The sequence below is a fragment of the Ruegeria sp. BG10 genome, assembly GCF_056538575.1.
In genome coordinates this window covers 1,347,930-1,366,962 of the sequence record NZ_JBQFTI010000001.1, presented here as the reverse complement: position 1 = coordinate 1,366,962, position 19,033 = coordinate 1,347,930, and the positions used below count along the sequence as shown (strand labels likewise).

General features: G+C 61.1%; 19 protein-coding genes and 1 tRNA gene. 5 read left to right on the top strand and 15 right to left on the bottom strand.

All coding sequences use genetic code 11. The annotated features are described in order from the left end of the window. Positions 1-7: 7 nt before the first annotated feature. The 5 genes from ACR0D8_RS06745 to ACR0D8_RS06725 all read right to left on the bottom strand — a co-directional run bounded on the left by ACR0D8_RS06745 (position 8) and on the right by ACR0D8_RS06725 (position 5,339). Entirely contained in the window at positions 8-1,321 is a 1,314-nt protein-coding gene (locus tag ACR0D8_RS06745; protein ID WP_480645390.1) for a TRAP transporter large permease, read from the bottom strand. A 4-nt stretch (positions 1,322-1,325) separates the two neighbouring features. After that, positions 1,326-1,859 (bottom strand): TRAP transporter small permease, encoded by a 534-nt coding sequence (locus tag ACR0D8_RS06740; RefSeq protein ID WP_480645388.1) that lies wholly within the window; start codon positions 1,857-1,859, stop codon positions 1,326-1,328. 70 nt (positions 1,860-1,929) lie between these two features. Next, entirely contained in the window at positions 1,930-2,907 is a 978-nt protein-coding gene (locus ACR0D8_RS06735; protein ID WP_475161019.1) for a TRAP transporter substrate-binding protein, read from the bottom strand. A gap of 51 nt (positions 2,908-2,958) precedes the next feature. Then, complete coding sequence (locus ACR0D8_RS06730; RefSeq protein WP_480645386.1) at positions 2,959-4,209, bottom strand: NAD(P)/FAD-dependent oxidoreductase; 1,251 nt, start codon at positions 4,207-4,209, stop codon at positions 2,959-2,961. After that, the gene (locus ACR0D8_RS06725) at positions 4,206-5,339 is read right to left on the bottom strand and encodes an enolase C-terminal domain-like protein (protein WP_480645384.1); all 1,134 of its coding nucleotides are present in this window, start codon (positions 5,337-5,339) and stop codon (positions 4,206-4,208) included. The genes ACR0D8_RS06730 and ACR0D8_RS06725 overlap by 4 nt, the downstream gene beginning before the upstream one ends. A 100-nt stretch (positions 5,340-5,439) precedes the next feature. Between ACR0D8_RS06725 and ACR0D8_RS06720 the strand changes: the two genes are divergently transcribed. Beyond that, the gene (locus ACR0D8_RS06720; protein ID WP_480645383.1) at positions 5,440-6,360 is read left to right on the top strand and encodes a LysR family transcriptional regulator; all 921 of its coding nucleotides are present in this window, start codon (positions 5,440-5,442) and stop codon (positions 6,358-6,360) included. Here ACR0D8_RS06720 and ACR0D8_RS06715 read toward each other — a convergent pair. Continuing rightward, the gene (locus ACR0D8_RS06715; RefSeq protein WP_480645381.1) at positions 6,321-8,015 is read right to left on the bottom strand and encodes a thiamine pyrophosphate-binding protein; all 1,695 of its coding nucleotides are present in this window, start codon (positions 8,013-8,015) and stop codon (positions 6,321-6,323) included. The genes ACR0D8_RS06720 and ACR0D8_RS06715 overlap by 40 nt on opposite strands. A 101-nt stretch (positions 8,016-8,116) precedes the next feature. Here ACR0D8_RS06715 and ACR0D8_RS06710 point away from each other — a divergent pair, with 101 nt between their 5' ends. Then, the gene (locus ACR0D8_RS06710) at positions 8,117-8,815 is read left to right on the top strand and encodes a GntR family transcriptional regulator (RefSeq protein WP_480645379.1); all 699 of its coding nucleotides are present in this window, start codon (positions 8,117-8,119) and stop codon (positions 8,813-8,815) included. 3 nt (positions 8,816-8,818) lie between these two features. Further along, positions 8,819-9,529: an aspartate/glutamate racemase family protein gene (locus ACR0D8_RS06705; RefSeq protein WP_480645377.1), complete on the top strand. Its 711-nt coding sequence runs from the start codon at positions 8,819-8,821 to the stop codon at positions 9,527-9,529. On the opposite strand, the gene ACR0D8_RS06700 is transcribed toward ACR0D8_RS06705, so the two are convergent. From ACR0D8_RS06700 to ACR0D8_RS06660, 9 genes are all read right to left on the bottom strand, one after another. Continuing rightward, a complete protein-coding gene (locus ACR0D8_RS06700; protein ID WP_480645375.1) occupies positions 9,526-10,452 on the bottom strand; it encodes a 3-hydroxyacyl-CoA dehydrogenase NAD-binding domain-containing protein in 927 nt (308 codons plus the stop codon). The genes ACR0D8_RS06705 and ACR0D8_RS06700 overlap by 4 nt on opposite strands. Further along, positions 10,452-11,192, bottom strand: coding sequence for an SDR family NAD(P)-dependent oxidoreductase (locus ACR0D8_RS06695; protein WP_480645374.1), 741 nt, complete (start codon positions 11,190-11,192; stop codon positions 10,452-10,454). The genes ACR0D8_RS06700 and ACR0D8_RS06695 overlap by 1 nt, the downstream gene beginning before the upstream one ends. Next, positions 11,192-11,449, bottom strand: a complete 258-nt coding sequence (locus tag ACR0D8_RS06690) for an aldehyde dehydrogenase family protein (RefSeq protein WP_480645372.1) — start codon at positions 11,447-11,449, stop codon at positions 11,192-11,194. The genes ACR0D8_RS06695 and ACR0D8_RS06690 overlap by 1 nt, the downstream gene beginning before the upstream one ends. Before the next feature lie 12 nt (positions 11,450-11,461). Next, on the bottom strand, positions 11,462-12,391 hold the full coding sequence (gene kce / locus ACR0D8_RS06685) for a 3,5-dioxohexanoate:acetyl-CoA acetone transferase (RefSeq protein ID WP_480645370.1): 930 nt from the start codon (positions 12,389-12,391) through the stop codon (positions 11,462-11,464). Further along, a complete protein-coding gene (locus tag ACR0D8_RS06680) occupies positions 12,388-13,182 on the bottom strand; it encodes an SDR family NAD(P)-dependent oxidoreductase (RefSeq protein WP_480645369.1) in 795 nt (264 codons plus the stop codon). The genes kce and ACR0D8_RS06680 overlap by 4 nt, the downstream gene beginning before the upstream one ends. Further along, a complete protein-coding gene (gene betC, locus ACR0D8_RS06675) occupies positions 13,179-14,714 on the bottom strand; it encodes a choline-sulfatase (RefSeq protein WP_480645368.1) in 1,536 nt (511 codons plus the stop codon). The genes ACR0D8_RS06680 and betC overlap by 4 nt, the downstream gene beginning before the upstream one ends. Then, on the bottom strand, positions 14,711-15,850 hold the full coding sequence (locus tag ACR0D8_RS06670) for an aromatic ring-hydroxylating oxygenase subunit alpha (RefSeq protein WP_480645367.1): 1,140 nt from the start codon (positions 15,848-15,850) through the stop codon (positions 14,711-14,713). The genes betC and ACR0D8_RS06670 overlap by 4 nt, the downstream gene beginning before the upstream one ends. A gap of 133 nt (positions 15,851-15,983) precedes the next feature. Further along, entirely contained in the window at positions 15,984-17,000 is a 1,017-nt protein-coding gene (locus tag ACR0D8_RS06665; RefSeq protein ID WP_480645365.1) for a GlxA family transcriptional regulator, read from the bottom strand. A 127-nt stretch (positions 17,001-17,127) separates the two neighbouring features. Next, positions 17,128-17,204 (bottom strand) — tRNA-Ile (locus ACR0D8_RS06660). A 108-nt stretch (positions 17,205-17,312) separates the two neighbouring features. Here ACR0D8_RS06660 and purM point away from each other — a divergent pair. Together purM and purN are read left to right on the top strand one after the other, a co-directional pair. After that, a complete protein-coding gene (purM, locus tag ACR0D8_RS06655) occupies positions 17,313-18,359 on the top strand; it encodes a phosphoribosylformylglycinamidine cyclo-ligase (RefSeq protein WP_480645364.1) in 1,047 nt (348 codons plus the stop codon). Beyond that, complete coding sequence (purN, locus tag ACR0D8_RS06650; RefSeq protein ID WP_480645362.1) at positions 18,356-18,952, top strand: phosphoribosylglycinamide formyltransferase; 597 nt, start codon at positions 18,356-18,358, stop codon at positions 18,950-18,952. Before purM ends, purN begins: the two co-directional genes overlap by 4 nt. Positions 18,953-19,033 lie beyond the last annotated feature (81 nt).

Here is a 19,033-nt window from a genome sequence, read left to right as displayed (position 1 = left end):
GGACGCGCTACCCGGTCGGGCTCTGCCGCAGGTTTTCCGGCAGCCATGTGGCCAGTTCCGGGAACCAGATCAGCACGAACACCATCACCACCATGATCAGGAACATCGGGATCGCGGCGCGGGCGATATAGCTCATCTCGTGATTGGTCATGCCTTGCATGACGAACAGATTGAAGCCGATCGGTGGTGTGATCTGGGCCATTTCGACCACGACGACGATGAAAATGCCGAACCAGATCAAGTCGATGCCAGCCTGACGGATCATCGGTTCAACCACTGCCATTGTCAGCACGACCGAGGAAATGCCGTCAAGAAAGCACCCAAGGATGATGTAAAAGACCAGCAGCACCATCAGCAGCTCGAACCGGGTCAGGTCCCATCCTGCGATCAGATCGGCCAGACCGCGCGGCAGTCCGGTAAAGCCCATCGACAGGGACAGGAACGCCGCACCCGCAAGGATCAACGCAATCATGGCGCTGGTCCGGGTGGCCCCCATCAGGCTATCGGTGAAGGTCTTCCAGCTGAGCGAACCCTGGCTCGCCGCCAGTAGCAGCCCGCCGATCACACCGAACGCCGCGGCTTCGGTGGCGGTGGCATAGCCCAGATACATCGAACCGATAACGACTGTGATCAGCAGGATCACCGGCAGCAGAAAGCGTGAATTCCTAACCTTCTCTGAGAAGGTCAACTTGCCTTCCTCATTTGGGTTCCAGTCTTTACCAACCTTCGAATAGATCGCGACATATCCCATGAACATGCAAGCCAGAACCAGCCCTGGCAGAATGCCTGCGAAGAACAGCTTGGTGATCGATTCATTGATTGTGACGCCATAGACGATCAGCGTCAGCGACGGCGGGATCATCAGGCCCAATGTTGCCGCGCCGGTCAGGGTGCCGATGATCATACGTTCGGGATAGTTGCGCTTGCGCAACTCAGGGATCGACATCTTGCCGACCGTGGTCAGCGTGGCGGCCGAGGACCCCGACACAGCGGCAAAGACCGTGCAGCCCACGATATTGGTGTGCACCAATCCGCCGGGCAGGGGGGCCATCCACGGGGACAGGCCCTTGAACATATCTTCGGATAATCGCGTTCGGTACAGGATCTCGCCCATCCAGATGAACATCGGCAGCGCCGTCAGCGTCCATGAGGACGAAGCCGACCAGATCGTCGTGATCATGACATCACCGACAGGGCGGGTGGTGAACAGCTCCATCCCGACCCAGGCGACGCCCATCAGGGCAAGCCCGACCCACACGCCGGTGCCCAGCAGAGTGAACAGGACAAAGAGAAAGAGGATGATAATTGATGCGTTTTCCATGCTCTCACTCTCCGTGGCTTTGATCGGCAAGATCGCGGGTGATGCGGTGGTCGCCCCGGAACAGCACGTGGATCAGGTGATCGGTCAGGGCGATGGCCAGAATGACCGCGCCGAACAGCATGGCCGATTGCGGTATCCATAGGGGCGTTCTGTCCTGCCCCTGACTGATGTCGTTGAATTTCCAGCTCCAGTAGACGAAGCGATAGGCGTACCAGCAGAAATACCACATTACGGCAGTGCCGATGGTGAAGCACCAGATTTCCAGCACCCGCCGAAATCTGTCCGGCACCGCGTTCAACAGGATCGAGACGCGGATATGGCTGCCGCGGTTCAGCGCGTTGGCAAAGGCCAGGAACGAGGCGGCGGCCATCGCGTATCCGGCATAATCCGGCGCGCCCGGAAAGACCTCGCCGGTCCAGCGGGCCAGCATCTGCACCACGATTAGCGCCAGAATGGCGATCAGGCTCAATGCCGCCAGCACGCCAGCTGCCAGATAGATGAAATCCAGTACGGACCGAAGCCCTCTCAAGACTGCCATACCGTCCCCGCTTTGTTATGTCTGGATGGACAACGGGCGACGGGATCTGCCGCCGCCCGCTTCAGGAAGATTATTGCGCCGAGTTGAAGGCGTCGACGATGGCTTTGCCTTCGTCTCCGGCAGCCTCCAGCCATTCATTGGTCATGGTGACGCCGATCTCTTTCAGTTCGCCTGTCATCTGATCCGACGCCGGGCCAACGGTCATGCCGCCATCGCGCAGACCTTGCAGGGTGAACCCGGTATATTCCTTGGCGCGCCAGTTGCCCGCGTATTCGGCCAGTTCGGCGCAGGCCTTGATGACGTTCTTGTTGGCGTCCGACACACCCGACCAGATGTCCGAGTTCACCATCACGTAGTTACGCGGCAGCCAGGCATCCACTTCGTAGAAGTAGTTCAGACTTTCCCAGACCTTGCGGTCATATCCGGTCGACCCCGAAGACACCATCGAATCCGCAACGCCGGTGGCAAAAGCCTGACTGATCTCAGCCGCTTCGATGGTCACCGGTAGCATTCCGGTCAATTCGGCCAGACGCGATGTGGCGTTGTTGTACGAGCGGAACTTGATGCCCTTCATATCGGCGACTGAGTTCACTTCGTTCTTGAAATACAGCCCCTGAGGCGGCCATGGCACCGCGTAAAGCAGCGTCAGGTTCTGTTCCGCCAGCAGGTTTTCAATCGCTGGTTTTGCAGCGTCCCACAGCTTGGCGCTGTCGTCGAACGAGGTGGCAAGGAAGGGGATCGAGTCGAACCCGAACAGCGCGTTTTCGTTCTGGTGGCCGGACAACAGGCGCTCGCCAATCGGTGCCTGACCAGTCTGAATCGCGCGTTTGATGTCGGCGCCCTTGAACAGCGAACCGGACGGGTGGGTCACGATCTCAATCTCACCGCTTGTGCCGGTGGTTACGCATTTGGCGAATTCAGCACCCGTTGCCGAGTGGAAGTTCGACGCCGAATAGGCCATCGGCATGTCCCATTTTTCCGCAACGGCGGGCAGGGCTGCGGCTGCGGTCAGAGCGGTTGCCGCCAGAAGGCTTGTCAGTTTTTTCATTTTATTCTCCCAGTTGTCATTAGGTTGGGCGGTGTTCTTCACCGGCTTTTCTTAGTTTATGTATCGCGACGGGGCGTACACGCTCACATCCGCGTTTGGGGTTCTGCCCGCGATCATCTGCGCCAAAAGGCGTCCTGTTTTCGGCCCGCCTGTCAGGCCGATGTGATGGTGCCCGAACCCCAAATAGGCGCCGTCAATCCCCGGAACTTCTCCGATAATCGGGATCGAGTCTGCCGGGGCGGGCCGGTGCCCCATCCATTCCACTTCGTCCTTCCATGTCACGCCCGGAAACGCCGCCCGGGCATTCTTGCGCATCAATTCGAACGGTGCCCGCGAGGGCGGCGCATCCAGACCGCCGAATTCGACGATCCCGGCCAGCCGTATCCGTCCCTTCATCGGGGTGGCGACAAACTTGCCTGACGCTACCATAACCGGGCTTCTGGGCATCGCAGAAGGTTCCACCAATTCAAGATGATAACCGCGTTCGCTTTCAAGAGGAACCGTAACACCCAGTTTCTCGGCCAACGCGCCGGACCAGACGCCCGCGGTGACAATCGCGGTGTCGCAGGGGATGGTCTCGCCCCCGACCCGAACACCAGTGACCCGGCCGTTGTCGCGTACCACATCGTCAACGGTTGCGCGGATGACCCTGCCACCGTTCGCGGCAACAAATGCAGCCAGGTCTTTGACGTAAAGGCCGGGATCGGTGATGTGCCCGTGATCCGACAGCCTGGCGGCAAATCCGATGTCGCGGCTGAAGATCGGGTCATAGTCGTGAAAGGCCTGGCCCTCCAGTTCCTCCCACATAAATCCGTTCCTGCGGCGGATGCTCCAGCCAAAGGCGTCGCCGTCGAAATGCTGGCGATTTTCATACAGAAAAAGATAATCCGAAGGCACGATCCATTTCTCGGCCCCTGTACCTTCGGCCAGAGCCTTGTGATCGTTCAGGCTGTCTCCGACAATAGGGGACAGCGCGGCGGCGATCCGTTCGACATCGGCGGCATTGGCGTGTTTCAGATAACGCAGCAGCCAGGGCAGCAGTCTGGGCACGTACCCCCATTTCAGGAACAGGGGCTGTGCCGGATCAAAAAGCATTCCGGGTGCCTTGCCCAGCAATCCCGGAACCGTGACCGGGACAATCGAACAGGACGCCAGAACCCCGCCATTGCCGTGCGACGTGCCTTCGCCGGGGCCGGTCTTGTCGATCAGGATCACGTCATGCCCGTCGCGCTGGAGCCAAATCGCAGCGGACACGCCCACGATACCGGCACCGATGATGGCAATGGTCTTTTTCCCGCTCATGCCGCCACCGCCCTTGCCACCGCGAAATGGTTCAGCTTGTCCCGATCCGGTTTGCCGCCCAGCCCGGGCGTATCCGGTACGACGACTTTTCCGTTTTGCACAGAAAACGGCTCTTCCAATATGTCCTGCCTGAGGAAATAGGACGCCTGATAGAACTCGCAGCCCAGCGTGATTTCAGGCGTCGCGGCAATCATATGCGTGCCGGCCAAATGCGCCAGACCAGCCTCAAACATATCTCCGCCATAGGCACTGAGCCCGTGCGCCGCAGCAATACGCGCCACCGACTGGCCGCGGCTGAGACCGCCGGATTTCATGATTTTGACCGAAACCCCGTCGCAGATACCCTCGCGGGCCGCGCGCTCCATGTCCTCGGGGCCGAATACGCTTTCATCGGCCAGCAGCGGGACGCCAATCTGGTTCCGCAACCGGGCCATCATCCCAAAGTGGTGCGCCCGCACGGGCTGTTCGATGAAATCCGGGTTGAACTGCGCCACATCCCGCACCCGTTCGGGTGCCTCCTCGACGGACAGCCCCTGATTATAGTCCACGCGCACCGACAATTCGGGGCAGTTCCGAGCCAGATGCTCCAGACGCATGATGTCAAACGCGTGGTCCCTGAATCCCGTCTTCAGTTTGACGATCCGAACCCCATCTTCCCTGAGCCGCTCCAACAGCGCGACATCCTGCTGAAAGTCCGGGTTGGCGATGGAACAGCTCAGCGGGATCGTATCGCGACACTTTCCGCCCAGCATCGCCCAGACAGGTAGGCCGGTGATGCGTCCGGCAAGGTCCAGCAAGGCGGACTCCAGCGCGGCCTTGGCCTCGGTGCAATGGGCGACCGCATAGGCAGCCCGCGCCATGATCGCTGCCCGGTCCGCCACGCGGGACCCGACGACCAGAGGGCGCAAATATCGGTTCAGCGCCGCATAAGTTGCCTCGGGGGTTCCGGTGAAGACAGCCCAGGGTGAGGCTTCGCCATACCCCTCGGTGCCATCCTCGGACGTCAGGCGCAGGATCACCACCTCGCACGCGCCGTCGACCGTTCCGATCCCGTGATCGCGTCGCGACGTGACGGGCAGTTCAAGATGCCAAACATCAAACCCGGTGATGGTCTGGTTCAGATCGCTCATTGGTCCTCCGGTCGTCAGGAGGAACCGTGCCGTGGTGAGTGTATCATTTCAAATACTATGTTATGGCAAGAGTATCAGAAAAAATGATGAGGTTGGCGCAATGTCCCTTCGGTTTCGTCAATTGCAGGCATTTCACGCAATCATGGAAACGGGCACGGTGACCGGGGCGGCCTCGGTTCTGGGTATCTCGCAGCCCGGAATCAGCAACCTTCTGGCGCAGCTTGAGCGCGAGGCGCGGCTGCCGCTGTTTGAGCGTAACAAGGGCCGCCTGCTGCCAACGCCCGAGGCCGAGCTGCTGTTCCGCGAGGTCGATACGGTCGTGCGTGGTCTGGATCATGTGGCGCAGGCGGTGACGGATTTGCAGAACAAGCACCCCGGTCAGCTACAGGTCGCCGCGCCACATCTGCTGTCCTTTGGCTTCATGCCAAAGGAAATCGCGCGGTTCGCCGAAAGTCGTCCGAACCTGTCGGTCAGTTTTCAGTCGCAATATTCGTCCAAGATTCAGGAATGGGTAATCTCGGGCCTGTTCGAAGTGGGCATTGTCGAGATGCCGATTCTTCACGACACGCTCAACTATCAGGTCTTTCAGTTCGAAACGCTGGCCACCTTTCCCGAGGGCAGCCATCTGGCGCAATATGATGTGCTGACGCCGGAATTGCTGGAAAACGAACCCTTCATCGTGATGGGCCCTGAACATCAAACTCACCGCCGCACCCGAGACATCTTTCAGGCCGCCGGGCGGACCTGGCGCACCAAGATTCACACGCACCTGTCCGAAAACCTGCTGAGTTTCGTCAAGCAAGGCATGGGGGTGGCGGTGATCGACCCGTTCACTGTGACATTCGACGCAGAAAGCGGCTATCAGACCCGCCCGTTCCGACCTGCGGTGATGCTGGACCTTGCCATTATAACCGCCAAGGGGCGTCCTCTGTCCGCCATCGCGCAGGAATTTCTGGCCCAGCTGACGCCCTCAATCGCGTCTTATGCGACCCATTCGGAAACAGGCGCCGCGGCCTCGTGAAGCGGTTGCGAGTGGATGTCGACCAGAGTGGGGCCGTCATGCTCGACTGCTTCTTTCAGAACGCGGCGCAGGTCGTCGGGGTCCTTCACCGTCCATGATTTGACGCCAAAGGCCGATGCAACGGCGGCGTGATCCGTGCGGTTGAAATCGACATTGTAATACCGCTGGCCGAACCCTGCATCCTGCCCGGCCTTGATCCAGCCGAACACGGAATTCGAAAACACGATGGATGTGATTGGCATATTGTGCCGCACCATCGTTTCGAATTCACCGCAGGCAAAGCCGAATGATCCGTCCCCCATCACGGCCAGAGTTTTGACCGCAGGGCGTCCGACATACGCGCCCATGGCCGCCCCGAACGAATAGCCCAACGCGCCGTGTGCGCGGTTCGTGATGAAATGCCGCCCCGGCTTTTGCCAGCGGTAATGGGCGCTGAAATACGGGCAGGGGGTGCCGGGATCGGCCACAACGATGGCGTCTTCATCCAGAATATCCATCAGGGCGGCCATCACCGCCTCGGGCCGGATCGGAGTGTCCTGGTTGGCGGCCAGGGGGGCGAATGCCGCCATTTTGGCCTGCCACGCCGCTTTGGCTTTGGCTGCGCCGCCCTGAGCTGTCAGACCCGCATGTGCTGCCAATCCGTCTGCCAGCGCCTCCAGCGCCAGACGTGCATCGGCGCAGATCGCAACCTCGGTCTGATAGTTCGCGCCGATCACCATTGGATCGCTGTCGATATGGATGACTGTCACGTCACGCGCCGGGCTGCGCCAGCGTTCGGTTGTGACTGACCCCGCGCGGCATCCGATGAACAGGACGACGTCGGCGCCGTCCACGACGGCACGCGTCGCGGGGATGCCGCCGTTCGATCCCACAACTCCCAGCGCCAAGGGGTCAGTTTCCGCGATTGATCCTTGACCGGACACCGTTGTGGCCACGGGCATGTCTAGCAATGAGGCCACTTTGTGCAGCGCGTCGGTCGCGCCCGACAAAACAGGTCCGCCGCCGCAGATTGCCACGGCCGATTTCGCTCGCGCCAGTATTTCGACGGCCGCGTCGATGGCCGCCTGATCCGGGGCGGCCCGTTCAGCGGGGTAACTGCGGTGGCGTGCGTCGGCCCAGATTTCAGCCTCGTCCACCTGACCTTTCTGCGTGTCGAAGGGCAGGGCCAGATGGGTCGCGCCCGGAGTTCCGGTGGTCATCGCCCGAAACGCGGCGCGGACCATCGCCGGCAAGCGGGTCGCATCGTCCAGCGACGTGTTCCACTTGGACAGCGGCTTGAACAGCGCTTCCTGATCCAATTCGGTCAGCGGGTATTTTCCCCGGCTGGTGGTCGCCACGTCCGAGGTGATGGCAAGAATCGGAACCGAGCTTTCATTGGCCTCGATCACGCCCGGCAGAATGTAGGTCGCGCCTCCGCCCGACGGCCCTTCGCAAACGCCCGGCTTGCCGGTCACGCGGGCGTAGCCGTCCGCCATATAGGCGGCATGACGTTCGTCACGGGTCAGGATGTGTTCAATGCCATGATCCATCCGCGCCAGTGCGTCATAGAAGGGCAGCGTGGTATCGCCGCACAGACCGAACATATGTTTGACGCCATGCGCTTCGAGCATGCGCACCATTGCTTCGGCTCCGGTCAGATAGTTGGTTCCCGTCATCGCTGGTCCCTTTGATTGCAGGTCTGTGCGCAGAGCTGTATACAGTTTTGTATATTGATTTCAAGTCTGGTCTGTGGCAGCAGTGCGAAAAAGGGGTTTTCATGGCAGGTCCACGGGTCGACGACATCTATGAACAGGTCAAAGCGATGGCTGTGTCCTTTCGGCTTCGGCCGGGCGATCGTCTGAACGAAGTCGCCCTGTCGAAAGAGTTGGGTGTCAGCCGCACGCCGCTGCGCGAAGCTCTGAACCGGCTGGTGGCCGAGCGGATGTTCGATTTTCGGCCCGGGCAGGGGTTTTTCTGTCGTCCGCTGGACGCGAAGGGTGTGTTTGATCTGTTTGAGTTGCGGCAGATCATCGAGACCGCCGCCGCGCGCGCTGCTTGTGAAAAAGCGACGGACGCCGAATTGCAGAAGTTGCACGACGAACTTTATACCACCGGGATCGACATCAAGGGCCTGACGGTCGAAGAAGCGGTCAGCCGGGATGAGGCGTTTCATCTTGGTATTGCGCGGCTTTCGGGCAATGCGGAATTGCTCGACTCCCTGCGCCGGATCAACGAGCGCATCCGGTATATCCGCTGGATCTCAATGAGCCTGGACCGGGTGCAACGTTCCAAAGAGGAACACAAGCAGGTGATGCAGGCGTTGCTGAACCGCGACTCTGGCGCAGCTGCCGAAGTGCTGGGCAATCACATCGCCAAGCGAATGGATCAGGTGCAGGATGCGGTTCGGCACGGGATTTCTAGTATCTATATGGAAGGGTCCGAAGATATCGCGGCCCGGATTATCGAAGAGGCGTAAGTCATGATCGCGACAGGTGGTAAATCGCTCTATGGCGCGTCGGTCGGAATTCTGATGCTAGATGCGCGCTTTCCGCGTATCCCCGGCGATATGGGCAATGCTTTGACGTGGCCGTTCCCGGTGCATTACCGCATCGTGCGGAACGCCTCGCCCGATCTGGTGGTGCGCCGCAAGGCCGAGGGGTTGCTGGGTGCGTTTACCGATGCCGCCCGGGAACTGGTTGAGGACGGCGTCGACGGGATCACTACGAATTGCGGGTTTCTTTCACTGTTTCAGGATGAGCTGTCCCGGGCCGTGCCGGTCCCGGTCGTCACGTCCTCTTTGATGCAGGTCGAGATGGTCAACCGGCTGTTGCCAGCGGGCAAGCGGGCCGGGGTGCTTACGATATCGGCATCGACCCTGACCCCCGAACACCTGCGCAGTGCTCAGGTGCCCGAAGGGACGCCCATCGGGTCAACCGAAGGCGGGCAGGAATTCACGCGGGCGATCCTTGATAACCAGCCTACCTTGGACATCGACAAAGCCCGCGCCGACAATGTCGAAGCGGCGCTTGCGATGCAGAAGGCGCATCCCGACCTTGGGGCTCTGGTGCTGGAATGCACGAATATGTGCCCCTACGCCGCGGATATTCAAGGGGCGACCGGGTTGCCGGTATACTCGATTGTTTCACTGATCGGCTGGTTTCAGGCCGGGCTCAGACCGCCGGTGTTCTAGCGTAACTCTGAAATGGATTTCTGCATCGCCACAATCAGGGCGTCCCGCGTTTTCGCAAGCTCGGCCGTTGACTTCCCGGCTGTTTCGGCATTGACGCCCTGAACCAGCGTTTGCGTGACCTGCTCGGTCAGATAGACTTGCCCCAGATCGTCCCACCAGCCGTTGAACGTATCCGCGAAGTGATCGCAAAACGCCTGTAAGCCGCCTTCACCCGCGCCAAGGTTAAACAACATGGTCGGGCCCATGGCCGCCCAGCGCAGACCCGGGCCGGCCCAAACCGCCTTGTCCACGTCTTCAACCGATGCAACGCCGGACATGACAAGATTGATTGCCTCGCGCCAGATTGCGGCCTGAAGACGGTTGGCGACGTGGCCGGGCACCTCTTTGTTGACGCGGATCGTGGTCTTGCCGACGGATTCGTAAAACCGTTGCGTGGCGTCGACCACGCCAGCACCTGTGTGCTCGTTCCCCAGAACTTCGACCAGCGGGATCAGATGCGGCGGATTGAACGGGTGGCCCAGAACAAAGCGCGACGGGTCTTTCCACCCCGGTTGCATCTGGCTGAGGGTCAGCCCCGAGGCCGAGCTTGCAACAATCGCGTTCGGCATCAGGGCGGGTTCGATCCCGGCAAATGTCGCGTGTTTGATCGCCAGCCTTTCGGGCACGTTTTCCTGCACGAATTCCGCGCCATCGACCGCGCTGACCGGGCTGTTGTGGAACGTGATGTCATCAGGATTCCCGTTCCGGGTCAGCCCAAGTTCCGTCATCGCGGGCCAGGCCGTCTCGACATAGTCGCGCACCTTGCGTTCGACGTCCGCCGCAGGATCGAACATCGCCACCGAACGGCCGGAGGCCAGAAACAATGCCGCCCAGCTGGCGCCAATCACGCCGCCGCCAAGGCAGGCTGTGTGTTGAAACTCCATCAGAACAATCCCGGGTTGAGGGGGGAGGCCGCCGTCATGCCGCCATCCACGGTAAACAGCTGTCCGGTGGCAAAGCCGGCTTCGTCCGAGGCCAGCCAGACGGCCATGCTGGCGATGTCCTCGGGTTTGCCGAACCTGCGGGCGGGATGGCGCGCCAGTGCGTCCTGCCGCGCGGCCTCGGGGTCCGCCGCCAGATCGAACCCGGCATCGAGCATCCCCGTTTCGATCCAGCCCGGACAGATCGCGTTGCATCTGATCCCGGGGCCATGATCAACAGCAATCGACCGGGTCAACCCATGCACAAAAGCCTTGGATGCGTTGTAGAGCGCCATCGAAGGATCGGCGACACGGCCTGAAATCGAACCTATGTTAATGATCGAGCCACCCTCGGGCATTCGCGGAATATAGGCGCGGCACAGATTGAAGACCCCCCGGCAATTGGTGCCAATCACCGCCTCCCAATCGGCGTTGGTGCTGTCGGCCACGGTCTTTTCGACCTGAACGCCGGCGTTGTTGACAAGGATATCGGTGCCGTCCGTGACAAACGCCAATTCCTCAACCGCTTCAGCATTCGTGACGTCCAGCGGACACCATTGGATGAGGTCGTCCAACCCGGCCGGTCTCGGCCCGCGCCCACAGGTGGTCACGGCTGCTCCTTCCCGCGCGAACGCCTCGACTATGGCGCGCCCGATGCCTTGCCGGCCGCCTGTGATCAGTGCTCTTTTCCCGGCCAGCCGCATCAGTGCGCCACCATCATATGGCGCACGGACGTATAGGCATCCAGCGCGTAAACCGACGATGCCAGCCCATACCGCCCGGCATTGGCAATGCGCAGGACGTCCCCGGCCTCGGAAAACCGCGACAGGGTCACGACCGGGCCGAACACCTCGCTACAGGCAATCCCGGCGACGGTCTCTCCGGTCGCGGGGTTCAGCACAGGCAGGGCTTCGCCATTTCCGGCAACCAGTTCTCCGTCGATCAGCATCTTTGTCTGCATGATTTTCCCCAATCAGAACGCGGTCTGGTCGTTGCCTTTGAGGCCCAGTCTTTGCCGGGCGTCTTCGGGCGTGGCGACCGTCAGGCCAAGGTTTTCGATGATCGCGCGGATTTTCCGCACCTGATCGGCATTGGATTTCGCCTTTTCGCCCGGCCCGATGTACAGGCTGTCCTCCAGGCCCACGCGGACATTACCGCCGAGAATCGCGGCCTGTGTGGTAAACGCCATCTGATGTCGGCCAGCCGCCAGCACCGACCATTCATAACTGCCGCCGAACAGCTTTTCTGCAATGGAGTGCATGTGCATCAGGTTGTCCGGATCAGCACCGACGCCCCCCAGAATGCCGAAGACCATCTGGATGAAGAAGGGCGGCTTGACCCAGCCCTGATCGACCACCCATGCCAGATTGTAGAGATGGCCAAGATCGTAGCATTCGAACTCGAACTTCGTGCCGTGGCCTTCACCCAGTTCCTTCATCGCGTATTCGATATCCGCAAATGTGTTGCGGAAGATGAAGTCGCGGGTCATGTCCAGGAACTCGGGCTCCCACTCATGTTTCCAGTTCGAATATTTCTGCATCATCGGAAAGATGCCAAAATTCATCGACCCCATGTTCATGCTGGCCATTTCCGGGCTGGCGCGCAGGGCCGCGCGCAACCGTTCCTCGCGCGTCATGCCCAGCCCGCCGCCGGTTGAGACATTCATCACCGCGCCGGTTGCCTGTTTGATGCGGGGCAGGAATTGCATGAACAGTTCAGGGTCCGGATCGGGGCGGCCGTTTTCCGGGTTGCGGGCGTGCAGGTGAATGATCGAGGCCCCGGCCTCGACCGCGCCGATGCTGGCCTCGGTGATTTCGTTGGGCGTGATCGGCAGATGCTCTGACATGGTCGGCGTGTGGATGCCGCCGGTCGGTGCGCAGGTGATGATGACCGGTTTGCTCATAGTTTCATCTGCTGAACCTGCGCGCTCAGCCCCCCGTCCAGAACCCAAAGCTGCCCGCTGGCGTAACGCGCCTCGTCCGAGGCCAGCCAGTTGACCAGATTGGCGATGTCCTCCGGCGTGCCATAGGTGCGCATCGGGTGAACGTCGCGCACCGCCTGTTGCAGCTGGTCGATCGTCTTGCCGCCGCCGCCGGACCCGTCGCCGGTGAAAAAGCTCTGCAACATGGGGGTATCGACATAACCGGGGCAGATCGCATTGACCCGGATGCCGTCCGGCCCATGATCGCAGGCCATGGCCCGTGTCAGCGCGTGAACCGCGCCTTTGGTGGCGCAATAGGCGGCAAGGCCGGGGTCTGCGATAAACCCGTCATAGCTGCCGAAATTGATGATCGAGGCAGTAGTGCCCGCGCTTGCCGCCTTGCGCATGAGGGGCAGCGCGTGTTTCGAGGTCAGGAATGTGCCGGTGACGTTGACAGCAAATGACAGGTTCCATTCCTCAAGCGTGGTTTCTTCGATGGTCTTTTCGATCTCGATCCCGGCGGCGTTGACCAGAATGTCCAGTTGACCGGCCTCGGCACCGATCCGTTCCATCGCGGCGATTGCGTCGGCCTCCTGCGTCACGTCCAGTTTCACGAAATAGCTGTCATCCGCGTCGTGCAAGGCCAGAGACCCTTCGGGCGACAGGTCGGCCGCAAAGACTTGCGCGCCTTCACGCAGGAAACGCGCAACAATGGCGCGTCCGATCCCGCCACGGCCACCGGTGACCAGCGCGGTTTTGCCTTTCAGCATCATTCGTCCTTCTCCTTCAGCGGCGGATATCGATAGCGCGCCGCGGCAACCGGCCAATCGACGGTGTTGCGCACATATTCCTGCGCGGCATCGCGGGGCGGGTTGTAATCCCAGGGCTCGCCCGAACCAGCCTGCATCGCCGCAAGCAGGGCGCGGCGCGATTTCTGGGTCGCGATCACGTCGGCGCGCAGCTTTTCACTGTCCCAGCGGCGCGTAACTTCGGCGGCGAATCCGGCAGCCAGTTCCGCATATGCCGGATCACCGGCGAGATTCTTTGTTTCCAGCGGATCGGCGGACAGGTCGTAAAGCTGCGGCGGGTCCGGGTCGCAATGTATGTACTTCAATGCCCCGCGCCGGATCATGAACACGGGGTAGGGAGTCATCTCGGCGCAGTATTCACCGATGGCCTCGTCCACCGGGTCCTGTTCCCCGCGCATCAACGGTAACAGAGAGCGGCCATCCACCGGTTCGCCGAACATCGCGTCCGACCCACCGGCGAGTTCAACAAATGTCGGCAGCAGGTCGATCAGCGAACAGGCGTTGGCTGTGGAACCGGATACCACGCCCGGACCGGCGATGATCAAAGGCACGCGGGCCGAGTGTTCGAAGAAGTTCATCTTGTACCACAAGCCGCGCTCGCCCAGCATGTCGCCGTGATCGGCAGTGACGACGACGATGGTGTTGTCCAGCTCTCCGATGTCCTCCAACGCCTTCAGCATCGCGCCCAGTTTGCTGTCGAAATAGCTGACATTGGCCAGATAGGCGCGGCGGGCACGGCGGATTTCTTCCGGGGTCAGGGGCACGAGGCTCGCCTTAATCCCATCCATCACCCGGCGCGAGAACGGGTCCTGTTCCGCGGGCGTCAGGGTGAAATCCGGCATGGGGGCGTCATCGTCCGTGTAGAGGTTCCACCACTCCGGCTTGGCTACATACGGGTCATGCGGATGGATGAAGCTGGCGACCAGACAGAATGGCGCGCCATTGCCGGCGGCCCGGTCCCGGGCCCGGTCAATCAGCCAGCGTCGGGCGGCGAATTCGACCTCGTCATCGTAATCGGTCTGAAAGGTCGCGACGGCCTCGCCGCTTTCCTTGACCGTCTGCATGTTGTGATACCACTTGTCGATCCGCTCGTTCGGGGCCTCCCAATCCGGGGTCCATGCGAAATCGGCGGGGTAGATATCTGTGGTCACGCGGTCCTGAAATCCGTGCATCTGATCGGGGCCGACAAAATGCATCTTGCCCGACAGGCAGGTGCGATACCCCAGCGCCTGAAGGTAATGCGCAAAGGTCGGCACCGACGCGCGGAACTCGCTGCCATTGTCATAGGCGGCGATGCGGCTGATCAACTGGCCGGACATGAACGCAAATCGCGACGGCGCGCAAAGGGGCGAGTTGCAATAGGCCGCATCAAAACGCATGCCGCGCACAGCCAAGGCATCCATATGTGGCGTCTTCACCGTCGGGTGGCCGTAGGCGCCGCAGAAATGCGGCGCAAGCTGGTCGGCCATGACCACGACGATATTGGGCCGTGTCACGGCGCGGCCTTTGCGTAGGCGTCCAGAACAAGCCCATGAAAGTGATGCACCGCATGTTCCGATTTTCCCGATCCGTTCGGGTCATGGACGATCCGGCCCTGGGTAAAGGCGGGCGTGCTCATGCCGCGCTGCACGCTTTCGACAATGGCGATGTCTTCGCGTTGCAGAACCTCGTCCAGATAGCGGATCGCTTCCAGCTCCATCTCGTCCGGCTCTGGGGTTTCGAGGAAGAAGTCGTAGGTTTCCAACGTCCGGTCCGGACCCACCGGGATGATGTTGAGAACGATCATCGACGACCGTCCCGGATACCGCATCAGGCAGGTGGTCGGCCACAACCACCAGACCGCATGGGTGCGCACTGTGGCGTTCGACACGTCATAAGCGGTATTCGCGCCCTTTCCCGCCTCGGCCAAATGGCTGGAGTAGATGCCGTAAGTGGTCACCTTGTAAGTGTCCATGTCGACCAGATCGCAGAAGTCCTTATGCGCGGTCGGGCAGTGATAGCATTCCAGGAAATTGTCGACGACATTCTTCCAGTTTGACCTGATGTCATAGGTCAGCCGGTGCCCGAATGTCAGCTGCTCGATATCCGGGGCCCAATGGCGGATCTCGGTCTGCAGGTTGCCGGAAACTTCGTGGAGCGGGCGGGCTTTGGGGTCCAGATTGACAAAGACGAAACCGGCGAACTCTTCGACCTGAACCTGATCCAGGCAGATGTCCTTGGTGCTGAAGCCGGTCAGGTTCTCGGTTTCGGGCGCGCGTACCAACTGGCCATCCAGTTTGTATACCCAGGCGTGGTAGGGGCACATGATGCGGGTCGTTTCGCCTTCGCCTGACAGCAAGTGATGCGCGCGGTGTTTGCAGACATTGTAGAAGGCGCGCAATTCGCCTTCGCGGTCACGCACAACGGCGATCGGGCGTCCGGCGATTTCGACCGTGACATAGGACCCGGGCGCTCGCAGTTTTTCGACATGGCACACCCATTGCCATGTCCGGGCGAGAATGCCGTTCAGATCAACCTGATGCCACGCCGGATCAACATAGGCCTCAGCCTTGAGAGAATGCGTGTTGAACGGGTCGGTGCTGAAACCATCGGAAATGCGGTTGAATTGTTCTTTGGACGGCAGCGCGCTCATCGGGGGCTCCAACTGACTGGCCCGGGGCAGGGCCACCGGGTGACTGGCTTGTCGTTAGTATGTTCCCCGTAAAAGCGCTCCGACGCTTAACTTTTTACGCCGCCGAGTTGACTATTAACGTCATCCGGTTGGGTCAGACCTTGGGCTTTCGGTGCATCGGCCAAGCGCGATATTCGAACGGCACGCGTCCCTCGATGCGGTCCTGGCTGGGGGGCAGACCGAACCTGTCCTTGTATGACCGGCTAAAGTGGACCTGGCTGGCAAACCCGGACGCCGCCGCGACCTGAGCAATGGGCAGCTCTGTTTGCGTCACCAGTCCGCGCGCGCGGTCCAGCCGGATATCGCGGTAGTAAAGCGCCGGCGTTTTTTTGATGTAGGTGGCAAACAGCCGGTCGAGCTGACGATGCGAAATACCCGCCAATTTGCAGATATCAGGTATCGGCATCGGGTCCTCCAGATGCGATTCCATCACCTGAATCGCGGCCTTCAATGTCGCCGGGACGACCGTTCCAAGGGGTTCGCTGCCTTCCGGCTGCTGCATGGCGGCCGGACCTCTGAGCCGGTCGTGAAAGATATACCGCGCGGCTGCATTCGCCAGCGCGCTGCCATGGATGCCCTGCAGAATTTGCAGCGCGAAATCCACAGCGCCACCACCTCCGCAGCAGGTAATCCGGTTGCCGTCCAGCGCATACAGGTTTTCCACGACGTCGATATCCGGGAAAAGCTCCTGAAAGGCGTCGATATGTTCGTAATGAACAGTTGCGCGCCGGCCTTTCAGCAATCCGGCCTGTGCCAGAACAAATGCCCCGGTGTCCAGTGAACCCAGCGTTGCCCCGGATCTTGCCCAGTGCCGCAAGGCGCTGCCGATCTTCTCGGTCATGTGCCTTTCAGGTGTCCAGCTTGTGGAGACAATGACAATGTCCGGACGTTCGGCGCCCGGCGCATTCAGGGATTCAGTTCCAATGCCCGACCCATTGCTGGAAACGCAGAAACCGCCTGATTCAGAAGCGAAATTCCATTTGAAATAGGACTTGCCGTCCAAATAGTTCGCTGCCCGAAACGGGTCAATGAACCCCATCGTTGCGGACATGTTGAAATTGGGTGCGACAATGATGGTAAGGCGGGTCACGGCCTGAACGCTTTCAACCATTTGTCCTGACCCCGATTGCCGCCTGTGACATCAAGAAGAAGGCCATTTGCAACGGTTTGGCAAGACCGGGACGCGTTACCCTGACGCGCAGGCGAGGCACAGGAAAGCTCAGGTAACGGCGGATAGATGGTAGGCCCGGAGGGACTCGAACCCCCAACCAAAGCGTTATGAGCGCTCTGCTCTAACCAATTGAGCTACAGGCCCGCCTGAGCGCTTTGCCTATCACGGTGAACGCCCGCGTCAAGCCTGACCGTTGCAACGCAGGGCACAATCGACTAACCCGCGCGAGACAGCATTCATGAAGGGTTGGCCATGACAGCGGGCAAGAACGGAATCACCTATGCCGATGCAGGCGTGGATATTGACGCAGGGAACGCTCTGGTCGACCGCATCAAGCCTGCGGCCAAGCGCACAAACCGGTCCGGCGTCATGAGCGGCCTGGGCGGATTTGGCGCTCTTTTCGACCTGAAGGCCGCCGGTTACCAAGACCCCATTCTGGTTGGTGCGACCGACGGGGTTGGTACCAAGCTGCGTATTGCCATCGACACCGGCGTGGTCGACGGCGTGGGCATCGATCTGGTGGCGATGTGCGTCAATGACCTGATCTGTCAGGGGGCCGAGCCTCTGTTCTTCCTGGACTATTTTGCCACCGGCAAGCTGGACACCGACACCGCGGCGCGAATCATCGAAGGCATCGCCGAAGGGTGTGTGCAGTCGGGATGCGCCCTGATCGGGGGTGAGACGGCCGAGATGCCGGGCATGTATCCCGAAGGGGATTTCGATCTGGCCGGGTTCTCGGTCGGCGCGATGGAGCGCGGGGCGCACCTGCCTGACGGGGTACAGCAGGGCGATGTGCTGTTGGGGCTGGCCTCGAACGGGGTACATTCCAACGGCTATTCGCTGGTGCGCAAGCTGGTTGAAATGTCGGGGCTGGGCTGGAACGCGGCATCGCCCTTTGGTGGCGGCTCGCTGGGTGAGGCGCTGCTGACGCCGACGCGGCTTTATGTGAAGCCGGCATTGCAGGCGATCCGGGCAGGGGGTGTACACGCGCTGGCCCATATCACCGGCGGCGGCCTGACCGAGAACCTGCCGCGCGTTCTGTCCGACGAACTGGGCGCTGAAATCGACCTGAACGCCTGGGACCTGCCGCCTGTGTTCCGCTGGATGGCGGAAACCGGCGGGATCGCCGAGGCCGAGATGCTGAAAACCTTCAACTGTGGCATCGGCATGATCGTTGTCTGTGACGCGGCCCGCGCCGATGAACTGGCCGCAATGCTGGCCGATGACGGTGAAACCGTCGCGCGGATCGGCACCGTGACAGATGCGCCGGGCGTGGCCTATTCGGGCAAGCTGTTGTGAGCCACAAGCGCGTCGCCATTCTGATATCCGGGGGTGGCTCCAACATGGTGTCGCTGGTCGACAGCATGGTCGGCGACCACCCGGCGCGCGCCTGTCTGGTTCTGTCGAACGACCCGCAGGCGGGCGGTCTGAAAAAGGCCGCCGACCGCGGCATTCCGACGGCGGCGGTGGACCATCGGCCATTCAGGGGCGACCGGGCGGCTTTTGAAGCTGAATTGCTGAAACCGCTGGAACAGGCACAGCCCGACATCGTTTGTCTGGCCGGGTTCATGCGGGTTCTGACCGGCGATTTCGTGTCGCGCTTTCAGGGGCGGATGCTGAATATCCACCCCTCGCTCCTGCCGAAGTACAAGGGCCTGAACACCCATGCGCGCGCGATCGAAGCCGGGGATGCCAAACACGGATGTTCGGTCCACGAAGTGACGGCGGCGCTGGATGACGGGCCGATCCTGGGACAGGCCCGGCTGAACATCGAGGACGCGGACACGCCCGAAACCCTGGCCGCCCGCGTGTTGGTCTGGGAGCACAGGCTTTACCCCGCAGTGTTGCAGCGATACGCCATCGGAGACAGAACGCCGGTGTTGCTGCCGTGAACGTCTCAGGGTGATTTACACGCGCCCGGAAATCGGCCTATGGTCTGCACTACGGCTCGGTACGGCAAGGAACTGACGGGC

What these genes read in the sequence shown, in the direction of transcription:
- ACR0D8_RS06715 (WP_480645381.1), bottom strand. Translation starts at nt 8,015, where the DNA reads ATGACGGGAACCAACTATCTGACCGGAGCCGAAGCAATGGTGCGCATG.
- ACR0D8_RS06705 (WP_480645377.1), top strand. Translation starts at nt 8,819, where the DNA reads ATGATCGCGACAGGTGGTAAATCGCTCTATGGCGCGTCGGTCGGAATT.
- ACR0D8_RS06665 (WP_480645365.1), bottom strand. Translation starts at nt 17,000, where the DNA reads ATGGTTGAAAGCGTTCAGGCCGTGACCCGCCTTACCATCATTGTCGCA.
- ACR0D8_RS06680 (WP_480645369.1), bottom strand. Translation starts at nt 13,182, where the DNA reads ATGATGCTGAAAGGCAAAACCGCGCTGGTCACCGGTGGCCGTGGCGGG.
- ACR0D8_RS06720 (WP_480645383.1), top strand. Translation starts at nt 5,440, where the DNA reads ATGTCCCTTCGGTTTCGTCAATTGCAGGCATTTCACGCAATCATGGAA.
- kce (WP_480645370.1), bottom strand. Translation starts at nt 12,391, where the DNA reads ATGAGCAAACCGGTCATCATCACCTGCGCACCGACCGGCGGCATCCAC.
- ACR0D8_RS06690 (WP_480645372.1), bottom strand. Translation starts at nt 11,449, where the DNA reads ATGCAGACAAAGATGCTGATCGACGGAGAACTGGTTGCCGGAAATGGC.
- purM (WP_480645364.1), top strand. Translation starts at nt 17,313, where the DNA reads ATGACAGCGGGCAAGAACGGAATCACCTATGCCGATGCAGGCGTGGAT.
- ACR0D8_RS06710 (WP_480645379.1), top strand. Translation starts at nt 8,117, where the DNA reads ATGGCAGGTCCACGGGTCGACGACATCTATGAACAGGTCAAAGCGATG.
- ACR0D8_RS06740 (WP_480645388.1), bottom strand. Translation starts at nt 1,859, where the DNA reads ATGGCAGTCTTGAGAGGGCTTCGGTCCGTACTGGATTTCATCTATCTG.
- ACR0D8_RS06735 (WP_475161019.1), bottom strand. Translation starts at nt 2,907, where the DNA reads ATGAAAAAACTGACAAGCCTTCTGGCGGCAACCGCTCTGACCGCAGCC.
- ACR0D8_RS06670 (WP_480645367.1), bottom strand. Translation starts at nt 15,850, where the DNA reads ATGAGCGCGCTGCCGTCCAAAGAACAATTCAACCGCATTTCCGATGGT.
- ACR0D8_RS06700 (WP_480645375.1), bottom strand. Translation starts at nt 10,452, where the DNA reads ATGGAGTTTCAACACACAGCCTGCCTTGGCGGCGGCGTGATTGGCGCC.
- ACR0D8_RS06745 (WP_480645390.1), bottom strand. Translation starts at nt 1,321, where the DNA reads ATGGAAAACGCATCAATTATCATCCTCTTTCTCTTTGTCCTGTTCACT.
- ACR0D8_RS06695 (WP_480645374.1), bottom strand. Translation starts at nt 11,192, where the DNA reads ATGCGGCTGGCCGGGAAAAGAGCACTGATCACAGGCGGCCGGCAAGGC.
- ACR0D8_RS06730 (WP_480645386.1), bottom strand. Translation starts at nt 4,209, where the DNA reads ATGAGCGGGAAAAAGACCATTGCCATCATCGGTGCCGGTATCGTGGGC.
- ACR0D8_RS06725 (WP_480645384.1), bottom strand. Translation starts at nt 5,339, where the DNA reads ATGAGCGATCTGAACCAGACCATCACCGGGTTTGATGTTTGGCATCTT.